The organism is Mesorhizobium sp. ISC15 (assembly GCF_037162615.1).
GTDB classification, from domain to species: domain Bacteria; phylum Pseudomonadota; class Alphaproteobacteria; order Rhizobiales; family Rhizobiaceae; genus Mesorhizobium; species Mesorhizobium mediterraneum.
Genome location: NZ_JAVSPX010000001.1, coordinates 4,438,224 through 4,455,314, shown reverse-complemented (window position 1 = coordinate 4,455,314; position 17,091 = coordinate 4,438,224). Strand labels below are relative to the sequence as shown.

Genomic DNA, 17,091 nt, shown 5'->3' with positions numbered 1-17,091 from the left:
ATTCCACACACGGACTTTGGTGTCTGCCCGGGAGAAATCCGGCTGAAACCTCCGGTGGCGTTCGAGGACAAAGTCCAGAAATGCCTGTGTCCGTGGAGGCTAACCGGAAAGGATACTCGAGAATGGCTCTGCCTGATTTCAGCATGCGTCAGCTTTTGGAAGCTGGCATTCACTTCGGCCACCAGACCCACCGCTGGAACCCGAAGATGGCGCCCTATATCTATGGCGCCCGCAACAACATCCACATCATCGACCTCTCACAGACGGTGCCGCTGCTGCACCAGGCGCTGAAGCAGGTTTCCGACACCGTCGCCAAGGGTGGCCGCGTGCTGTTCGTCGGCACCAAGCGTCAGGCGTCCGACATCGTCGCCGACGCCGCGCAGCGCTCGGCCCAGTACTATGTCAATTCCCGCTGGCTCGGCGGCATGATGACCAACTGGAAGACGATCTCGAATTCCATCCAGCGCTTGCGCAAGCTCGACGAGATGCTGGCAGGCGAGGCCCAAGGGCTCACCAAGAAGGAGCGCCTCAACCTCGATCGCGAGCGCGAGAAGCTCGACAAGGCGCTGGGCGGCATCAAGGACATGGGCTCGACGCCCGACCTGATGTTCGTGATCGACACCAACAAGGAAGCGATCGCCATCCTCGAGGCCAAGCGTCTCGGCATCCCGGTCGTCGCCATCATCGATTCCAACTGCGACCCGGACAAGATCGATTTCCCGATTCCGGGCAATGACGACGCTGCCCGCGCCATCCAGCTCTATTGCGATCTGATCGCCAAGGCTGCAATCGACGGCATCGCCCGCCAGCAGGGCGCGCTCGGCGTCGATGTCGGCGCTTTGGCCGAGGCTCCGGTCGAGCCGGCACTCGAGCCGACGCCGGCCGCCGAGACACCGGCTGCCCAGACACCGGAAGCGTAACAGCGAAGGCCGGTTTCGGCCTTCATCTTTCTCATATTTTGGCGCGCTGAGCGCTGGCGCCAGGCGCATCATCGAGGACCGGTGGTGCGTCGGTGCATTTTAAAACAAAGAGGCGACAATGAGCATTTCGGCTGCACAGGTCAAAGAACTCCGCGACTTGACCGGCGCGGGCATGATGGATTGCAAGGCGGCGTTGAACGAGACCAACGGCAACATGGAAGAGGCCGTCGACTGGCTGCGCAAGAAGGGCATCTCCAAGGCCGACAAGAAGGCCGGCCGTACCGCGGCCGAGGGTCTCATCGGCGTCGATTCCGGTATCCGCGAGGCGGCAGTCGTCGAGGTCAATTCCGAGACGGACTTCGTTGCCCGCAACGCCGCCTTCCAGGAGATCGTCGCCAAGGTTGCCAAGGTCGCGCTCGCCTATGGCGGCAAGACCGAGGCCGTCGCAGCCGCGCCGTATCCGGGTTCGGACAAGTCGGTCACCGAGACCATCAAGGACGCTGTCGGCACGATCGGCGAGAATCTTGGTTTCCGCCGTTCGGCCAAGCTCACCGTCGAACACGGCGCTGTTGCGACCTACGTCCACAATGCGGTTGCCGACGGCCTTGGCAAGCTCGGCGTGCTGGTCGCCATCGAAACAACAGGCAACGCGCAGGCAGCCAACGCCTTTGCCCGCCAAGTCGCCATGCATGTCGCCGCCACCAACCCAATGGCGCTGACGACGGAACAGCTCGATCCGGCCGCGGTCGAGCGCGAGAAGGCGATCTTCGCCGACCAGGCGCGCCAGTCCGGCAAGCCGGAAGCGATCATCGAGAAGATGGTCGAGGGCCGTCTGCGCAAGTTCTACGAAGAGGTCGTGCTGCTCAAGCAGGCTTTTGTGCTCAATCCCGACATCACCGTCGAGAAGGCGCTGACGGATGCCGAAAAGGAAATCGGCGCACCGGCCAAGATCACTGCCTATCTGCGCTTCGCGCTCGGCGAGGGCATCGAGAAGGAAGAGACCGATTTCGCGGCGGAAGTCGCGGCAGCGGTCAAGAAGTAAACCGCACTCTATCTTTCTGAAAAGACTTTACGGCCGGGTGTCCGCGAGGATGCCCGGCCGATTTCTTGCGCGGTGTCGATGAAGGCCCTGAGCTTCGGCGCCATCGCCGCCCGGCGTGGAAAATAGAGGAACAGCCCCGGTTCATCGATCGAGGTGTCGCGCAGGACTTCTACCAGCCGGCCGGCCTCTACGTCAGCCCGGACAAGCGGCTCGAACAGATAGGCGAGGCCGATGCCGGCCAGCGCCATATCTCGCGCCGAAAGCGGATCGGTGAGGACGACGCTGCCGCGCGTCTCGACGCTGATATCCTTGCCCTGGTCGTTCAGGTCCCAGCGGTAGAGAGCACGCGATCGCAGCAGCCTGTATCCGATGCAGTTGTGCGCCGAGAGATCGGCCAGCGTCCGTGGCTGTCCATGACGGCCGACATAGGCCGGAGAGGCGACGACGATGGTGCGGAAAGGCTGGGTCAGCCGCACCGTCACCATGTCCTCGGCGATCATCTCGCCAAGCCGGATGCCAGCGTCGAAACCTTCGCCGACGATGTCGCTCAAGCGTTCGTCGGTGACGATCTCCACCGTCACGTCGGGATAACGCTCCGCCATTGCCGACAGGATGGGCATCAGGGCCAGAGGCAGCGCAATGCGCGGCGCGTTGATCCTGAGCAGCCCGCTCGCTCTGCCTTTGACCGAGCGGATACGCTCCATCCGGTCCGCGATGTCTTCCAGCGCCGGCTCCGCTGCCGCGACAAGCGCCTCGCCGGCCTCAGTCAGAGCGACACTGCGCGTGGTGCGGGCAAACAGCGGTTGGCCGATCCGCTCCTCCACCAGCCGCACCGCATGGCTGACTGCCGACGGACTCATGCCGAGTTCGGCGGCGGCCAAGGCAAAGCCGCCGCGCCGCGCCACAGCGACGACGACAGGAAGATGGCTGAGCAGGTCTCGATCCATTCATGAACAATATCGCATAGTCCATCCTAATAATGCAAACTCATCAATCGGGCAGAGGAGGCGCATCTAGGCTGCATTGAACACCAATTCTGTAAGCAGCAAGGAGACGACCAATGACCATGTCCTATTACACGCTCGGCAACAGCGGGCTGCGTGTCACCCGACTCGCGTTCGGCACTATGACCTTCGGCACGGAATGGGGCTGGGGCACCGAAAAGGAAACGGCCCGCGCGATGGTCGATGCCTATGTCGAGGCAGGCGGCAATTTCTTCGATACGGCCGACGCCTACACCGGAGGCACATCCGAAACCTGGCTTGGCGAATTCATCGCCGAGCGTGGGCTGCGCGACAAGGCGGTGATCAGCACCAAATTCAGCATGAACCTCGAAGAAGGCAATCCGAATGCCGGAGGCAACGGCCGCAAGAACATCATCCGCGCGGTCGAAGGCTCGTTGAAGCGCCTCGGCACCGATTATATCGATCTCTACATCCTGCATGCCTGGGACAGGCTGACGCCTCCGGAGGAGGTGATGCGGACGCTGGATGATCTGGTCCGCGCCGGAAAGATCCGCCATGTCGGCCTGTCGGACGTGCCGGCGTGGTACGCAAGCCGGGCCCAGTCGGTTGCCGAGCATCGCGGCTATGAACCGGTTTCGGCGCTTCAGCTCGAATATTCGCTGGCGGAGCGCAACATCGAACATGAGTTCGTGCCATTCGGCACGCGCTACGGTGCGGGTATAATGGTCTGGAGCCCGTTGGCCAGCGGTCTGCTCAGCGGGAAATATCGTTCCGATACAGTGAATGAGGCAGGCGGCAGGCTGGAGACGATGCGCGGCTCGACCAATCCTGGGTTTCAGAAATTCAACGATCGCAACTGGGAGATCGTCGCCGAGCTGGAAAAGGTCGCAAGTCAGCTCGGCCGCAGCATGGCTCAGGTCGCCTTGAACTGCGCCGCGACCCAGCCCGGCATTGCGTCGGTGATCATCGGTGCGACGAAGCTGGATCAACTCAAGGACAATCTCGGCGCGCTCGATTTCGACATTCCGCAGGAGCTTCGGGCACGGCTCGATGCGGTGAGCCGACCAATCACACCCTTTCCGTATTCGTTCTTCGGCTCGGAAATACAGGGCGGCCTTACGGGAGGCCAGGCGGTCGGCGATAAGCCGGCTGGCTATCTGCCGGATCTGCTCATGCAAGGTGCTTTTGCTGGCGTAAGCTAAGAGGGGAAGAGAGTTTTCCGGCTCGGGCGCCGCGTGACATCGCGGCGCCCTTCGTGTATCGGAACGCCAATGTTTCGGGGCAGCGCCTGCGCGGGGAAGCCGCCCCAGACGCGTCACACGCATAATGATGAGGACCAGATGACGGTGAAGCCCCTCTATCGACGTGTCTTGCTGAAAGCTTCGGGCGAAGCGCTGATGGGTGAACAGCATTTCGGCATCGACGTATCGGTGGTCGATCGCATCGCTGCCGACATCGCCGAGGCCCGCGCCCTGGGCATCGAGGTCGGCGTCGTCATCGGCGGCGGCAACATCTTTCGCGGCGTGGCGGTTGCGTCCAAGGGCGGTGACCGGGTCACCGGCGACCACATGGGCATGCTCGCCACCGTCATCAACTCGCTGGCGCTGCGCACTTCGCTGAACAAGATCGGCGTCGACGCAGTGGTGCTGTCGGCAATCGCCATGCCAGAGCTTTGCGAGAGCTTTTCGCAGCGCCAGGCGACCGCCTACATGAACCAGGGCAAGGTCGTCATTTTTGCCGGCGGCACCGGCAATCCGTTCTTCACCACCGATTCGGCCGCGGCGCTTCGCGCGGCGGAAATCGGCGCCGATGCGCTGTTCAAGGGCACGCAGGTCGACGGCGTCTATTCGGCCGATCCCAAGAAGGACCCGAATGCTACACGCTTCGAGCGCATCAGCCATGGCGAAGTCATAAAACGCGGTCTTTCGATCATGGATACAGCCGCGATTGCACTTGCGCGCGAAAACAACATTCCGATAATCGTCTATTCGATCCACGAGAAGGGTGGTTTCGGTGATATTCTGAGGGGCGGCGGCCGTTGCACGGTCGTCGCGGACGACTGATCGGGAGCACTATCCCGAACCGAGGGTCCGCGTAAGCGAAAAGCGGGAGCCGGTTTCGGATTGAGGCTCGAACACGGGGTTATCCCTGAACAGTGAACCCGGGCTAACGGGTCGAGGAGACGATGATGAGTGGCGAATACGATGATCTCAAACGGCGTATGGACGGGGCGATCGCTGCGTTCAAGCACGATCTGGCTTCGCTGCGGACCGGCCGCGCCTCGAGCAACCTGCTCGACGCAATCCAGGTGCAGGCCTATGGCACCACCATGCCTATCAACCAGGTGGCGAACGTGTCGGTGCCGGAGCCGCGCATGATTTCGGTTTCGGTCTGGGACAAGTCGATGGTCGGCGCGGTCGATCGCGCCATCCGCGAATCCAATCTCGGCTTCAATCCGATCGTCGACGGCACCAATCTTAGAATTCCGCTGCCCGAGCTCAACGAGCAGCGCCGCAAGGAGCTGGTCAAGATCTCGCATGGTTATGCCGAGAATGCCCGCATCGCCGTGCGCCACGTGCGCCGGGACGGCATGGAGTTTCTCAAAAAGGCGGAAAAGGACGGCGATATCAGCGAGGACGATCAGCGCAAGCGGTCCGACCAGGTCCAGAAGCTCACCGACGAGATGATCGGCACCATCGACCATCTGCTTTCCGATAAGGAAGCCGAAATCATGCAGGTTTAAGGGTCCGACCCGAAAGCGAAACTATGACAAGCCCCGCGCATGTCGCGATCATCATGGACGGAAACGGACGCTGGGCCAAAGCGCGCGGCATGCCGCGGCTTGCCGGGCATCGTGCCGGCGTCGAGGCGCTGCGCAACACGGTGCGCGCCGCTCCTGGCCTCGGCATCTCCTTCCTGACCGTCTACGCTTTCTCGTCGGAAAACTGGTCGCGACCGAAGTCCGAAGTCAGCGACCTGATGGGCCTCTTGAAAATCTTCATCCGCCGCGATCTCGCCGAACTGCACCAGAGCGGCGTGCGGGTCAGGATCATCGGCGACAGGGCAGGGTTGCAGCCTGATATCAGGACCCTGCTTGAAGAGGCCGAAACGCTGACCATGCGCAACGAGGCGCTGACCCTGGTCATCGCCTTCAACTATGGCGGGCGTGACGAGATCGTGCGCACGGCGCGCAAGCTTGCCTCGGCGGTGGCGCGCGGCGAGCTCGACAGCGAGGCGATCACGGCCGAATCCTTTGCCGGCTCTCTCGATACCCAGGGTATTCCGGACCCTGAACTGGTCATCCGCACCAGCGGCGAACTCAGGCTGTCGAATTTTCTTCTGTGGCAGGCGGCCTATAGCGAGCTCGTCTTCCTGCCTTGCTACTGGCCCGATTTCAGCCGCGAGCATTTGGCCGACGCATTGCGCGATTTCGCTGGCCGCGAGCGCCGTTTCGGCGGGCTTGGCTCTCAAGACGTCGCCGTGACGGCCAAGGGATGAGCAACCTCCAGCTTCGTGTTATTTCCGCCATCGTGCTTGCCGTCGTCACGCTTGGTCTGACCTGGCTCGGCGGACTGCCTTTCCGGTTGCTTTGCGCCGCCATGTCGATCCTGATCTTCTATGAATGGACGCGAATGTGCCGCCCGGTCGCCGCCACGGGTCTTGGTCTTCTGCCGGATGCGCTGCTTCTGGTCTTCGTCGTCGCCTTGGTTGCCGGCCTGCCTGCGTCCTGGCTGCTGCTTCTTGGAGCAGTGATGGTCGTTGTCACCGTGGTCGTGGGTTCGATGCGCCAAACGGGACAGTGGGACCCGTCAGGCCTTGCCTATGCCGCCATTTCTGGCCTGTCGCTTGCTCTTTTGCGCGACGGCGATCATCCCGGCCTCGTCGCCATTCTTTTCCTGTTCGCGGTGGTTTGGGCGACCGACATATCAGCCTATTTCGTCGGCCGCGCTGTCGGCGGCCCGAAACTGGCGCCGTCGATCTCGCCCGGCAAGACGCAGAGCGGGGCACTCGGCGGCGCGGTCGGCGGCGTGGTTGCCGGACTGCTTTTGGCCGCCGCGGCCGGAGCCGGCAATCTCGCAGTGCTTGGCGTCGTTGCGCTCGTGCTTTCGATCGTCGCCCAGGCCGGCGACCTTTTCGAATCATGGGTGAAGCGCCGCCACGACCGCAAGGATTCGGGCACGCTGATACCTGGCCATGGCGGTGTCATGGACCGGGTCGACGGGCTTGTCGCGGCGGCCTTCGCCCTGTACGTCATCGGCTGGATTTCGGCGACCGCCGACCATCCGGCGCAGGGGCTGTTTCCAGCTTGATCGGCATTGTGTCTTGACTTGCGCAGGATGCGCCATGGATTCGCCTGGATTGATGTCACAGTCGCGGTACGCCCGTGCTGCGGACGAGTTTTGAGGACATGAGTTGAACGAGATTCTTCACGCGGTTTTCAGCACGGAGGGCTTTTTCCTCGGCACGCTGGTGCCTTTCCTGTTCGTGCTGACCGTGGTCGTGTTCGTCCACGAGATGGGCCATTACCTCGTCGGCCGCTGGTGCGGCATCGGCGTAAAGGCCTTTTCGATTGGCTTCGGCCCGGAACTCTTCGGCTTCAATGACAGCCATGGCACACGCTGGAAACTCTGCGCCATTCCGCTTGGCGGCTATGTCAAATTCGTCGGCGACATGAATGCCACATCGAGCCAGCCCAGCTCGGAGGAGCTCGAATCGCTGACCACTGCCGAACGCAAGATTGCCTTTCACACGCAGCCGGTCTGGAAGCGCGCGGCGACTGTGGTGGCCGGCCCGCTGTTCAATTTCCTGCTGACGATTGCCGTCTTTGCGGTGCTGTTTTCCGCCTATGGCCGCCCTGTGATGGAGCCAATGGTGGCTGAAGTCACCGCCGGCAGTCCGGCCGCCAGGGCTGGCATCCTGCCCGGTGACCGATTCGTCAGCGTCAACGGCAGCAAGGTCCAGACGTTCTCCGACGTCCAGCGCCTGGTTTCGGGCCGCGGCGGCGATGCTATCACCTTCGTCATGCTGCGCGACGGCAAGGAGATCACCGCCACGGCGACGCCGGAGCTGATGGAGCAGCAAGATGGGCTGGGCAACAAGGTCAAAGTGGCCGTGATCGGCGTCGTCAACAATCAGGAATTCGGCCAACCCAGGCTAGTCACTTACAACCCGATCGAAGCGGTAGGGGCGGCGGTCGAGGAGACGGGATACATCATTCAGCGCACCGGTCAGTTCCTGCAGCGTTTCGTCGTCGGGCGCGAAGACAAATGCCAGCTGGGCGGCCCAATCAAGATCGCAAAGATGTCGGGGCAGGCGGCGAAATTGGGCTTCGACTGGCTTGTGCAACTTGTCGCGCTGCTGTCGGTCGGCATCGGCATTCTCAACCTTTTGCCGATTCCCCCCCTCGACGGCGGCCATCTCTTATTCTACGGCGTGGAGGCCGTCATTCGGCGACCGGTGTCGGAGCGGATGATGGAGATGGGCTATAGGGCTGGCTTCATGCTCGTGTTGGGCTTCATGGGGTTCGTTTTCTGGAACGATCTGTTTGGGTGCTGAAATCATGAAGAAATTTGGCTTCGGCACAGCCAACGTTGAGACGCCGTTTACCATGCGTGGGGATATGCGTGACGCGAAAGCCACGCAACAGGGTTAAGTAAATACAAATTAACCAGGAGCCTTGCGTGTAGGGAAAATCCGGTTAATACGGTAGGGGAAATTACCGCACGTCCGGTTTTCTCGCCGTGGGGACTTCGAGAAAAGGTACAAAAGCCCGATGAAGGCAGCATCCAAGTTTTTGAGCGCCGCGTCCGCGGTGGCCCTGTCCGCCGCTCTGGTCGTGCCAGGTGCGCTCGCAGTGCAATTCGTTGCCACATCGGCGGCCGAGGCCGCTGTTGTCTCAAGAGTTGAAGTCAGCGGCAATCAGCGTGTCGACGCCGACACGATCCGCAACTACATCACAATCAAGCCCGGCAAGGCCTTTTCCAGCGCCGATATCGACGATGCGGTCAAGGCGCTGTTCGGCACCGGGCTGTTCTCGGACGTCCAGATCAACCAGGTCGGTTCGTCGCTGGTCGTCAAGGTTTCCGAATATCAGGTCGTGAACCAGGTGCTGTTCCAAGGCAACAAGAAGCTCAAGGACAACGCCCTTGCGGCCGCGGTTCAGTTGAAGCCGCGCGGAACATTCTCGCAGCAGGCGCTCGATGCCGATGTCGAGGCGGTCAAGGCCGCCTACAGGCGTATCGGTCGCGACGACGCCGCCGTGACCACCCAGATCATGGATCTCGGCGACAACCGCGTGAACGTGGTCTTCAACATCAACGAAGGCGGCCGCACGCAGATCGCCGCGGTCAATTTCGTCGGTAACAGCGCCTATTCAAGCCGTCGCCTGTCCGACGTCATCTCGACCAAGCGCTCGACCTTCCTCTCGTTCGTGCTGCGCGACGACGTCTATGACGACGACAAGCTGCGCGCCGATCAGGAGCTGCTGCGCCGTTTCTATTACAATCACGGCTATGCCGATTTCCAGGTGGTTTCCGCGGTCGGCGAACTCGACGAGACCACCAACAAATATACGGTGACCATCACCGTGCAGGAGGGCGATCGCTACACATTCGGCGACGTCAGCGTCGAGAGCACGATTCCCGAGGTCGACGGTGCGTCGCTGCAGTCGGTGGTCGAGACCCACAAGGGCGATGTCTACAACGCCAAGAACGTTGAAGACACCATCATCGCGCTGACCGAGAAGGTTGCCGGTTCCGGCTATGCCTTCGCTCAGGTGACGCCGCGCGGCGACCGCAATTTCGAGAACCACACCATTTCGGTGGTCTATACGATCGACCAAGGCACCAAGGCCTATGTCGAACGCATCGAGATTCGCGGCAACGACCGGACACGCGACTATGTCATTCGTCGCGAATTCGACGTCAGTGAGGGCGATGCCTTCAACCAGGTTCTCATCCAGCGCGCGAAGAAGCGGCTGGAAGCGCTCGATTACTTTGAAAAAGTCGAGGTTTCCACCGTGCCCGGCTCTGAGCCAGACCAAGTGGTGCTCGTGGTCGACGTGGTCGAGAAATCGACCGGCGAGTTCTCGGTTGGGGCCGGCTATTCGACCGGCGGCGACACGTCAGGCCCATCCATCGAAGGCTCGATCACCGAGCGCAACTTCCTCGGACGCGGCCAGTTCATCAAGTTGTCGGCGGGCGGCGGCAAGAATTCGCGCGACTACAGCTTCTCCTTCACCGAACCCTATTTCCTTGGGCGGCGTATCGCTGCCGGTTTCGATGTCTTCAACCGGACCAGGAACTACGACGAATACGAGAGCGAGACGATAGGCGCGACAGTGCGCTTCGGCCTGCCGATCACCGACAACATCTCGACGCAGCTTGCGTATAATATCTCGCAGGAGAAGTATAAGCTCGATGACGACTGCGATGTTGACAATGATGGCGAGCCCGACGCCGGCTGCGACGTCTCTGAGGCAATCTTTGAAGGTATTCAGGAAAGCCCGTGGCTCAAGTCGTCGGTCAGTCTCGGCCTGGTCTACAACACCATCGACGACATGAAGAACCCGCATGAGGGCATCTACGCCAATGTCACCACGGAGGTGGCCGGGCTCGGCGGTGACGCCAAGTTCGTCAAGGTGACGGCGCGTGGCAGCGTCTACCAGACATTGTCGGAGCAGCTTGATCTGGTCGGCTTGGTTTCGGGCGGGGCAGGCCACGTCCAAGGCTTCGGCGGCGGCGATCTGCGCATCTTCGATCATTTCCAGAGCAGTGACCGCATGATCCGCGGCTTTGCCTATGGCGGCATCGGCCCCGTCGACTCGGACGGATTTGATGACCATCTCGGCGGCACCACCTATTTCAACGCCTCGGCGGAAGCCCAGTTCCCAATGCCGGTCATTCCGGAGAGCTTCGGCCTGCGCGGCGCGGTCTTCGCCGATGCGGCAACGCTCTATGGCAGCAAGGTCAGTGCTGATTTGGTCGATCAATCGACAACCGACATGCAGTGGCGCGCCTCGGTCGGCGTTGGTCTGATGTGGGCGTCGCCGTTCGGCCCGATCCGCATCGACTATGCGATCCCGGTCCTCAAGGAAGACACCGACGACGTGCAGGAATTCAACTTCGGCATATCGACCCGCTTCTGATCGGCGGCAACGATGTTTCCGGGCCGTTGGGGCCCGGAAGAGAGTGATCCGACACTACAGCGCCGCGCGTCCTCTTGGACGCGCAAAGAACGCTGTAGCACTTTGATTTTGCGCATGATCCCCAGCGAAAATCGATTCCGATTTTCCGGGTCATGCGCTAGCTGGATATAGCTTCTGGAATGACCGATCCGGTGTTCTTCGCGCCCTCACGCCGGTACACGGCTGGCGAAGTCGCGAATCTGACCGGCTCGGTGCTTGTCGATACCGGCCTTTCCGATATATCGATCGAAGCCTTGGCACCGGCAAGCGAAGGCGGTGAGCACGCCCTTGTCTTCGTCGACGGCAGACGCAACTTCGCGCTGATGCAATCGCTGCGGGCGGCGGCGGTCCTCTGTCCCGCCGAATTTGCCGGCAAGGCGCCGGCGGGCATCGCGGTTCTGGTCCATCCGCGCCCGCAACAGGCTTTCGCGATGGTCGGACGGCTTCTTTTCCCGGCTGCCGCTACACCGGCGCCGATGACCGGCGAAACCGGTATCTCACCGCATGCCCATATCGATCCTTCGGCGCACATTGAGGCCGGCGCGATCATCGAGGCCGGCGCGATCATCGGCCCCCGCGCTTCTATCGGCAGCGGATCCGTCATTGCTCCTCATGCCGTTATCGGTCCCTCCTGCCAGTTCGGCCGCGATGGCTATGTCGGTCCGGGCGCCAGCATCCAATACGCCCTGATCGGCAACCGCGTCATCATCCATGGCGGCGCCCGCATCGGTCAGGACGGTTTTGGGTTCGTGGCCGGCGCCAAGGGCCCGGAGCGCGTCCCGCAAATCGGCCGGGTCGTTATCCAGGACGATGTCGAGATCGGCTCGAACACCACGGTCGATCGTGGCGCCATGTCCGACACGATCATCGGCCAAGGCACCAAGATCGACAATCTGGTGCAGATCGCCCACAACGTTCGCATCGGCCGCAACTGCATAATCGCCGGTCTTTCGGGTATTTCCGGTTCCGTAACGGTGGGCGACAACGTCACCATGGGTGGCGGTGTCGGCCTTGCGGATCACCTGACCATAGGGACAGGGGCCAAGCTTGCCGCAAGAAGCGGGTTCATGAGCAACGTCCCTGCGGGCGAGATTTGGGGAGGGTATCCGGCACAGCCGATGGCGGAAGCCATGCGGGAGATCGCGGCCCTGCGAAGACTGGCCAGGGCGCGCAAATCCGGCGACGGAGGGAATAGCTGAGATGGTGGCGGCGACGACGCTCGAGGCGGTCGACATATTGGGGCTGATGAAGCTCCTGCCGCATCGCTATCCGTTCCTGATGATCGACCGCATTATCGACATCGATGGCGACGAGTCCGCTATCGGCATCAAGAACGTGACCATAAACGAGCCGCATTTTCAGGGTCATTTCCCGGACCAGCCGGTTATGCCCGGCGTGCTGATCGTCGAGGCGATGGCGCAGACGGCCGGCGCCATCTGCATCCGCAGCCTTGGCACCGAAAAACCGTCGCTGGTCTATTTCCTGACCATCGACAACGCCAAATTCCGCAAACCGGTCGTTCCCGGCGACCAGTTGAAGATCCATGTGAAGAAAATCAAGAAACGCGGCAACCTTCTCAAATTCGCCTGCGAGGCTCTGGTCGACGGCGTCAAGGCCGCGGAAGCCGAGATCTCGGCGATGATGGTTACGAGCGACTGACGATCGAATGCTTATGAAAATCCAGACAGTGATCCATCCATCTTCGGTCATCGAGGCAGGCGCTAAAATCGGCGAAGGCGTCCGCATCGGGCCGTTCTGCCACATCAGCGCCGACGCAGTGATCGGCGACCGCGTCGAACTGGTCAGCCATATCTCGGTGATGGGCGCGACCACCATCGGCGCGTCGACCAAGGTCTATCCGATGGCGACACTGGGCGCGCCGCCGCAGAACACCAAGCACAAGGGCGGCCGCACCACGCTGGTCATCGGTGAGAACTGCACGATCCGCGAAGGCGTGACCATGCATCTCGGCACCGATTCCAGCCGCGGCGAGACGACAATCGGCGACAATGGCAACTTCCTTGCCTACGCCCACATCGCCCATGACTGCATCGTCGGCAAGAACGCCACCTTTGCCAATCAGGCGACGTTGGGCGGCCATTGCGAGATCGGCGACAACGTCTATATCGGTGGCCTCACCGCCGTTCATCAGTTTGTCCGCGTCGGCGACAACGCCTTTCTCGGCGGTTGCTCGGCAATCGTCGGCGATGTCATTCCCTACGCCATCGCCGTCGGCAATCGCGCCAAACTTCGCGGCCTCAACATCATCGGCCTGAAGCGCGCCGGCCTGCCGCGCTCCGAGATCCATACGCTGCGCAAGGCCTACAGGACAATCTTCGATCGCTCCCGAACCGTCGGCGAAAACGTCGAGTTCGCCAAGGCGGAATTCGCCTCCTCACCGACCGCCATGAAAATCATCGATTTCATCGCCAGTCGCGGCAAGCGGCACTATGCCGTCCCGTCGCTCAGGGGTGGCGACGGCGACGATGCAGATGACGAAAATTGAGGCCACCCGGACGGGCCTTGATCTCGCGCCAGATGCCAGGGTCGGCATCATCGCCGGCGGCGGCAGTTTGCCGGTCGAAGTTGCGATTAGCCTGGCCGGACAAGGCTACCCGCCCGTCATTATCCTGATCGAGGGCGAAGTCGACCGCAAGTCCGACCTCAGCGGCTACGAGCATGAGAGCCTCGCTCTGGAAGACATCGGTTCGCTGGCTTCGTTACTGAGGCGTCGACGGATCAGCCATCTCGTCCTTGCCGGCGAGATCAGGCGCCGGCCGAGACTGATCGACATGCGCCCGAGCCTCGGCTTGCTGGCTGTGGTGCCGTCGGTGGTCATAGCGCTTGCCCGTGGTGACGACGGTCTGTTGAAGGTTTTGACGCGGGCTCTGGAGGCGCGTGGGGTCAAGGTCGTCGGCGCCCATGAGATCGTGCCGGAGCTGGTCGCGGCCGAAGGGACGCTGACCAAGGCAGCGCCGCGCAAATCCGACTGGCGCGACATCGAAGCGGCACATGCGGCGGCAAAGGCCATCGGTGCGCTGGATATCGGCCAGGCAGCTGTCGCGATCGGCGGCCGCGCCATCGCGCTGGAGGGCGTCGAGGGCACCGATGGATTGCTTGATCGAACAAGGCAGTTGCGCGGCCATGGCAGACTTGCCGGCAGAACGCGCGGCGTCCTGGTCAAATGCGCCAAGCCCGGCCAGGAGTTGCGCGCGGACCTGCCCTCCATCGGCCCACAGACGATCGAGGCGGCGCATGCCGCCGGACTTGCCGGCATTGCCGTCGAAGCCGGCCGCTCGCTGGTTCTGGAAGGCCCCACCGTCGTCGCACGCGCCAATGCGCTCGGCCTGTTCGTGATTGGCCTGCCCGCTGCGGAGCCGGCGCATGGCGACTGACAAACCGCTGAAGATCGCCATCGTTGCCGGCGAGGAATCCGGCGATCTGCTTGGTGCCGACATCGTAGAGGCGCTCAAGCGCGCGACCGGCCGCGAGGTCCGGCTCGTCGGCATCGGCGGCCGCCATTTGCAGGCGCTCGGCCTCACGCCGCTCTTCGACGGCGGCGAGATCGCGCTGATGGGCTTGAGCGCCATCCTGCGCGACCTGCCGCGCCTGATGCGGCGGATCAGCCAGACGGCCAGCGCGGTCGCCGGTGGAAAGCCCGACTGTCTCATCACCATCGACAGCCCGGATTTTTCGCTGCGCGTGGCCAAGAAGGTTCGCGCCGCCGATCCGACGATCCCGATCGTCCACTATGTCTGCCCGAGCGTCTGGGCGTGGCGACCGGGCAGGGCGGTGGCGATGAAACCGTATGTCGATCACATCCTCTGCATCCTGCCTTTCGAAGTGAAGGAGCTCGCACGCCTCGGCGGTCCGCCCGGCACCTATGTCGGCCATCGCCTCACACATGATCCGGGCGTGCTCGGCGCTGCCAAGGCGCAAAGCCTGCCGCGCGATCTGTCCGACGATCGTGTGAAGACACTGCTTGTGCTGCCCGGCTCGCGTCGCGGCGAGGTGCGACGGCTGGTCGGCCCATTCGGCAAGACGATCTCGATCCTGCGCGCGCGCGGACACCGCTTGCGCCTGCTGTTGCCGACGGTGCCGCATGTCGCCGACCTGGTCAGGGCTTCGGTCGCAAGTTGGGACGAGAAGCCGGAGATCATCCTTGATCCCGAGCGCAAATGGCAGGCCTTCGGCAAGGCCGATGCGGCGCTGATCGCATCGGGAACGGTGTCGCTGGAGTTGGCGCTGTCGGGTGTGCCGATGATCTCCTGCTACCGGCTCGATCCGGTCATGCGGATGGCCCAGCGCCTGATCACCGTATGGAGCGCCGCCTTGCCAAATCTCATCGCCGACCGTCCGGTCCTGCCGGAAAACTACAACGAATATGTGCGGCCGCATTATCTGGCGCGGCAGTTGGAGGCGCTGTTTTCCGACACCCCCTATCGCGCATGGCAGAAGGACGGTTTTGCCGAGGTGGCCAGACGCATGGCCGTCGACAGACCTTCGGGCGACATCGCAGCGGGGGTCGTGATGAAGTACATCAAGGGGTGAGTAGTGATTAGTGAGTAGTAAAGAAAATTCCTATTTACTACTCACTACTCACTTTTTCTTTTCACCGCTTCGCAATCGGCACGTAGTCGCGTTCCGGCGCACCTGTATAGAGCTGGCGCGGGCGGCCGATCTTCTGGTGCGGATCCTCGATCATCTCTTTCCACTGCGCGATCCAGCCGACGGTGCGGGCGACTGCGAACAGCACCGTGAACATGGTGGTGGGGAAGCCCAGCGCCTTCAGCGTGATGCCGGAATAGAAATCGACGTTCGGATAGAGCTTCTTCTCAATGAAATAGGAGTCGGTCAGCGCGATCTTTTCCAGCTCCATGGCGATGTCGAGCAGCGGATCGTCCTTGATGCCGAGTTCGCCCAGAACCTCATGTGCCGTCTTCTGCATGATCTTGGCACGCGGATCGTAGTTCTTGTAGACGCGGTGGCCGAAACCCATCAGCCGGAACGGGTCGTTCTTGTCCTTGGCGCGGGCGATGAATTCCGGGATGTGGTCGACATGGCCGATCTCGCCCAGCATGTTCAAGGCCGCCTCGTTGGCGCCGCCATGGGCCGGTCCCCACAGGCAGGCGATGCCGGCTGCGATGCAGGCAAACGGATTGGCGCCCGACGAGCCGGCGAGGCGGACGGTCGATGTCGAGGCGTTCTGCTCGTGATCGGCGTGCAGGATAAAGATGCGCTCCATCGCACGGGCCAGCACCGGGTTGATCTTGTATTCCTCGCACGGCACGGCAAAGCACATATGCAGGAAGTTGGCCGCGAAATTCAGCTCGTTCTTCGGGTAAATGAAGGGCTGGCCGATGTGATATTTGTAGGCCATCGCCGCGATCGTCGGCATTTTCGCGATCAGCCGCATCGATGCGACCATGCGCTGATACGGGTCCGAGATGTCGGTGGAATCGTGATAGAAGGCCGACAGCGCGCCGACCACGCCGCACATCACCGCCATCGGATGCGCGTCGCGGCGAAAGCCGGTGAAGAAGCGCGACATCTGCTCATGCACCATGGTGTGGCGCGTCACCCGGTAGTCGAAATCGTCCTTCTGCGCCTTGGTCGGCAATTCGCCGTAGAGCAAGAGATAGCAGACTTCGAGGAAGTCGCCATGCTCGGCCAGCTGGTCGATGGGATAGCCGCGATGCAAAAGGATGCCGGCATCGCCGTCGATGAAAGTGATTTCCGACTCGCAGCTTGCCGTCGACGTGAATCCGGGATCGTAGGTGAAGGCCCCGGTGGTGCTGTAAAGCGAGCCGATATCGATGACATCAGGTCCGACCGAGCCGCTTCGCACCTTGAGTTCGTGAGTTTTGCCGCCGAACTCAAGTTTTGCAGTCGACACCTGGGTTTTGCCGCCAAATTCCATTTTTGTCGCAGCTTCGGACATTGCAAACTCCTTTTGGTTTTCTCATGCCGGCAAAGGCG

General features: G+C 62.1%; 15 protein-coding genes and 1 pseudogene. 14 read left to right on the top strand and 2 right to left on the bottom strand.

Going from position 1 to position 17,091, the window contains the following annotated elements; genetic code table 11:
- The first annotated feature begins 122 nt into the window (after nucleotides 1–122).
- Nucleotides 123–920: a 30S ribosomal protein S2 gene (gene rpsB / locus RPG13_RS21445; RefSeq protein WP_095485256.1), complete on the top strand. Its 798-nt coding sequence runs from the start codon at nucleotides 123–125 to the stop codon at nucleotides 918–920.
- A 118-nt stretch (nucleotides 921–1,038) separates the two neighbouring features.
- Nucleotides 1,039–1,962, top strand: a complete 924-nt coding sequence (gene tsf / locus RPG13_RS21440) for a translation elongation factor Ts (protein ID WP_095485255.1) — start codon at nucleotides 1,039–1,041, stop codon at nucleotides 1,960–1,962.
- A gap of 8 nt (nucleotides 1,963–1,970) precedes the next feature.
- Here tsf and RPG13_RS21435 read toward each other — a convergent pair whose 3' ends face one another.
- Nucleotides 1,971–2,909 carry a LysR family transcriptional regulator gene (locus RPG13_RS21435; protein WP_127203836.1) on the bottom strand — a complete coding sequence of 313 codons (939 nt, stop codon included), beginning with the start codon at nucleotides 2,907–2,909 and terminating at the stop codon, nucleotides 1,971–1,973.
- Between the two features lie 113 nt (nucleotides 2,910–3,022).
- Between RPG13_RS21435 and RPG13_RS21430 the strand changes: the two genes are divergently transcribed.
- From RPG13_RS21430 to lpxB, 12 genes and pseudogenes are all read left to right on the top strand, one after another.
- Nucleotides 3,023–4,129 carry an aldo/keto reductase gene (locus RPG13_RS21430; protein ID WP_337125958.1) on the top strand — a complete coding sequence of 369 codons (1,107 nt, stop codon included), beginning with the start codon at nucleotides 3,023–3,025 and terminating at the stop codon, nucleotides 4,127–4,129.
- A 138-nt stretch (nucleotides 4,130–4,267) separates the two neighbouring features.
- Nucleotides 4,268–4,990, top strand: coding sequence for a UMP kinase (pyrH, locus tag RPG13_RS21425; RefSeq protein ID WP_111546675.1), 723 nt, complete (start codon nucleotides 4,268–4,270; stop codon nucleotides 4,988–4,990).
- 125 nt (nucleotides 4,991–5,115) lie between these two features.
- Complete coding sequence (gene frr, locus RPG13_RS21420) at nucleotides 5,116–5,670, top strand: ribosome recycling factor (RefSeq protein WP_095485252.1); 555 nt, start codon at nucleotides 5,116–5,118, stop codon at nucleotides 5,668–5,670.
- Nucleotides 5,671–5,681: 11 nt separating this feature from the next.
- Nucleotides 5,682–6,425, top strand: a pseudogene (locus tag RPG13_RS21415) (isoprenyl transferase); the annotation flags it as partial.
- Complete coding sequence (locus RPG13_RS21410) at nucleotides 6,422–7,237, top strand: phosphatidate cytidylyltransferase (RefSeq protein ID WP_095485250.1); 816 nt, start codon at nucleotides 6,422–6,424, stop codon at nucleotides 7,235–7,237. The pseudogene RPG13_RS21415 and the gene RPG13_RS21410, both read left to right, overlap by 4 nt.
- Before the next feature lie 103 nt (nucleotides 7,238–7,340).
- Complete coding sequence (gene rseP, locus RPG13_RS21405) at nucleotides 7,341–8,483, top strand: RIP metalloprotease RseP (RefSeq protein ID WP_095485249.1); 1,143 nt, start codon at nucleotides 7,341–7,343, stop codon at nucleotides 8,481–8,483.
- Nucleotides 8,484–8,700: 217 nt separating this feature from the next.
- Nucleotides 8,701–11,073: an outer membrane protein assembly factor BamA gene (gene bamA, locus RPG13_RS21400; protein WP_126106483.1), complete on the top strand. Its 2,373-nt coding sequence runs from the start codon at nucleotides 8,701–8,703 to the stop codon at nucleotides 11,071–11,073.
- Between the two features lie 179 nt (nucleotides 11,074–11,252).
- Nucleotides 11,253–12,311: a UDP-3-O-(3-hydroxymyristoyl)glucosamine N-acyltransferase gene (lpxD, locus tag RPG13_RS21395; RefSeq protein ID WP_127203838.1), complete on the top strand. Its 1,059-nt coding sequence runs from the start codon at nucleotides 11,253–11,255 to the stop codon at nucleotides 12,309–12,311.
- A 1-nt stretch (nucleotide 12,312) separates the two neighbouring features.
- Complete coding sequence (gene fabZ / locus RPG13_RS21390; RefSeq protein ID WP_095520391.1) at nucleotides 12,313–12,771, top strand: 3-hydroxyacyl-ACP dehydratase FabZ; 459 nt, start codon at nucleotides 12,313–12,315, stop codon at nucleotides 12,769–12,771.
- A 13-nt stretch (nucleotides 12,772–12,784) separates the two neighbouring features.
- The gene (gene lpxA / locus RPG13_RS21385; RefSeq protein WP_095485559.1) at nucleotides 12,785–13,618 is read left to right on the top strand and encodes an acyl-ACP--UDP-N-acetylglucosamine O-acyltransferase; all 834 of its coding nucleotides are present in this window, start codon (nucleotides 12,785–12,787) and stop codon (nucleotides 13,616–13,618) included.
- Complete coding sequence (locus RPG13_RS21380) at nucleotides 13,605–14,507, top strand: LpxI family protein (RefSeq protein ID WP_167391059.1); 903 nt, start codon at nucleotides 13,605–13,607, stop codon at nucleotides 14,505–14,507. The genes lpxA and RPG13_RS21380 overlap by 14 nt, the downstream gene beginning before the upstream one ends.
- Nucleotides 14,497–15,663, top strand: a complete 1,167-nt coding sequence (gene lpxB, locus RPG13_RS21375) for a lipid-A-disaccharide synthase (protein ID WP_337125957.1) — start codon at nucleotides 14,497–14,499, stop codon at nucleotides 15,661–15,663. The genes RPG13_RS21380 and lpxB overlap by 11 nt, the downstream gene beginning before the upstream one ends.
- 61 nt (nucleotides 15,664–15,724) lie before the next feature.
- Here the strand turns inward: lpxB and gltA are convergent, their stop codons facing one another.
- Entirely contained in the window at nucleotides 15,725–17,053 is a 1,329-nt protein-coding gene (gltA, locus tag RPG13_RS21370) for a citrate synthase (RefSeq protein ID WP_337125956.1), read from the bottom strand.
- Nucleotides 17,054–17,091: the final 38 nt, after the last annotated feature.

Coding starts and splice junctions, on each gene's coding strand:
- rpsB (WP_095485256.1), top strand. CDS start 123: ATGGCTCTGCCTGATTTCAGCATGCGTCAGCTTTTGGAAGCTGGCATT.
- tsf (WP_095485255.1), top strand. CDS start 1,039: ATGAGCATTTCGGCTGCACAGGTCAAAGAACTCCGCGACTTGACCGGC.
- RPG13_RS21435 (WP_127203836.1), bottom strand. CDS start 2,909: ATGGATCGAGACCTGCTCAGCCATCTTCCTGTCGTCGTCGCTGTGGCG.
- RPG13_RS21430 (WP_337125958.1), top strand. CDS start 3,023: ATGACCATGTCCTATTACACGCTCGGCAACAGCGGGCTGCGTGTCACC.
- pyrH (WP_111546675.1), top strand. CDS start 4,268: ATGACGGTGAAGCCCCTCTATCGACGTGTCTTGCTGAAAGCTTCGGGC.
- frr (WP_095485252.1), top strand. CDS start 5,116: ATGAGTGGCGAATACGATGATCTCAAACGGCGTATGGACGGGGCGATC.
- RPG13_RS21410 (WP_095485250.1), top strand. CDS start 6,422: ATGAGCAACCTCCAGCTTCGTGTTATTTCCGCCATCGTGCTTGCCGTC.
- bamA (WP_126106483.1), top strand. CDS start 8,701: ATGAAGGCAGCATCCAAGTTTTTGAGCGCCGCGTCCGCGGTGGCCCTG.
- lpxD (WP_127203838.1), top strand. CDS start 11,253: ATGACCGATCCGGTGTTCTTCGCGCCCTCACGCCGGTACACGGCTGGC.
- fabZ (WP_095520391.1), top strand. CDS start 12,313: ATGGTGGCGGCGACGACGCTCGAGGCGGTCGACATATTGGGGCTGATG.
- lpxA (WP_095485559.1), top strand. CDS start 12,785: ATGAAAATCCAGACAGTGATCCATCCATCTTCGGTCATCGAGGCAGGC.
- RPG13_RS21380 (WP_167391059.1), top strand. CDS start 13,605: ATGACGAAAATTGAGGCCACCCGGACGGGCCTTGATCTCGCGCCAGAT.
- lpxB (WP_337125957.1), top strand. CDS start 14,497: ATGGCGACTGACAAACCGCTGAAGATCGCCATCGTTGCCGGCGAGGAA.
- gltA (WP_337125956.1), bottom strand. CDS start 17,053: ATGTCCGAAGCTGCGACAAAAATGGAATTTGGCGGCAAAACCCAGGTG.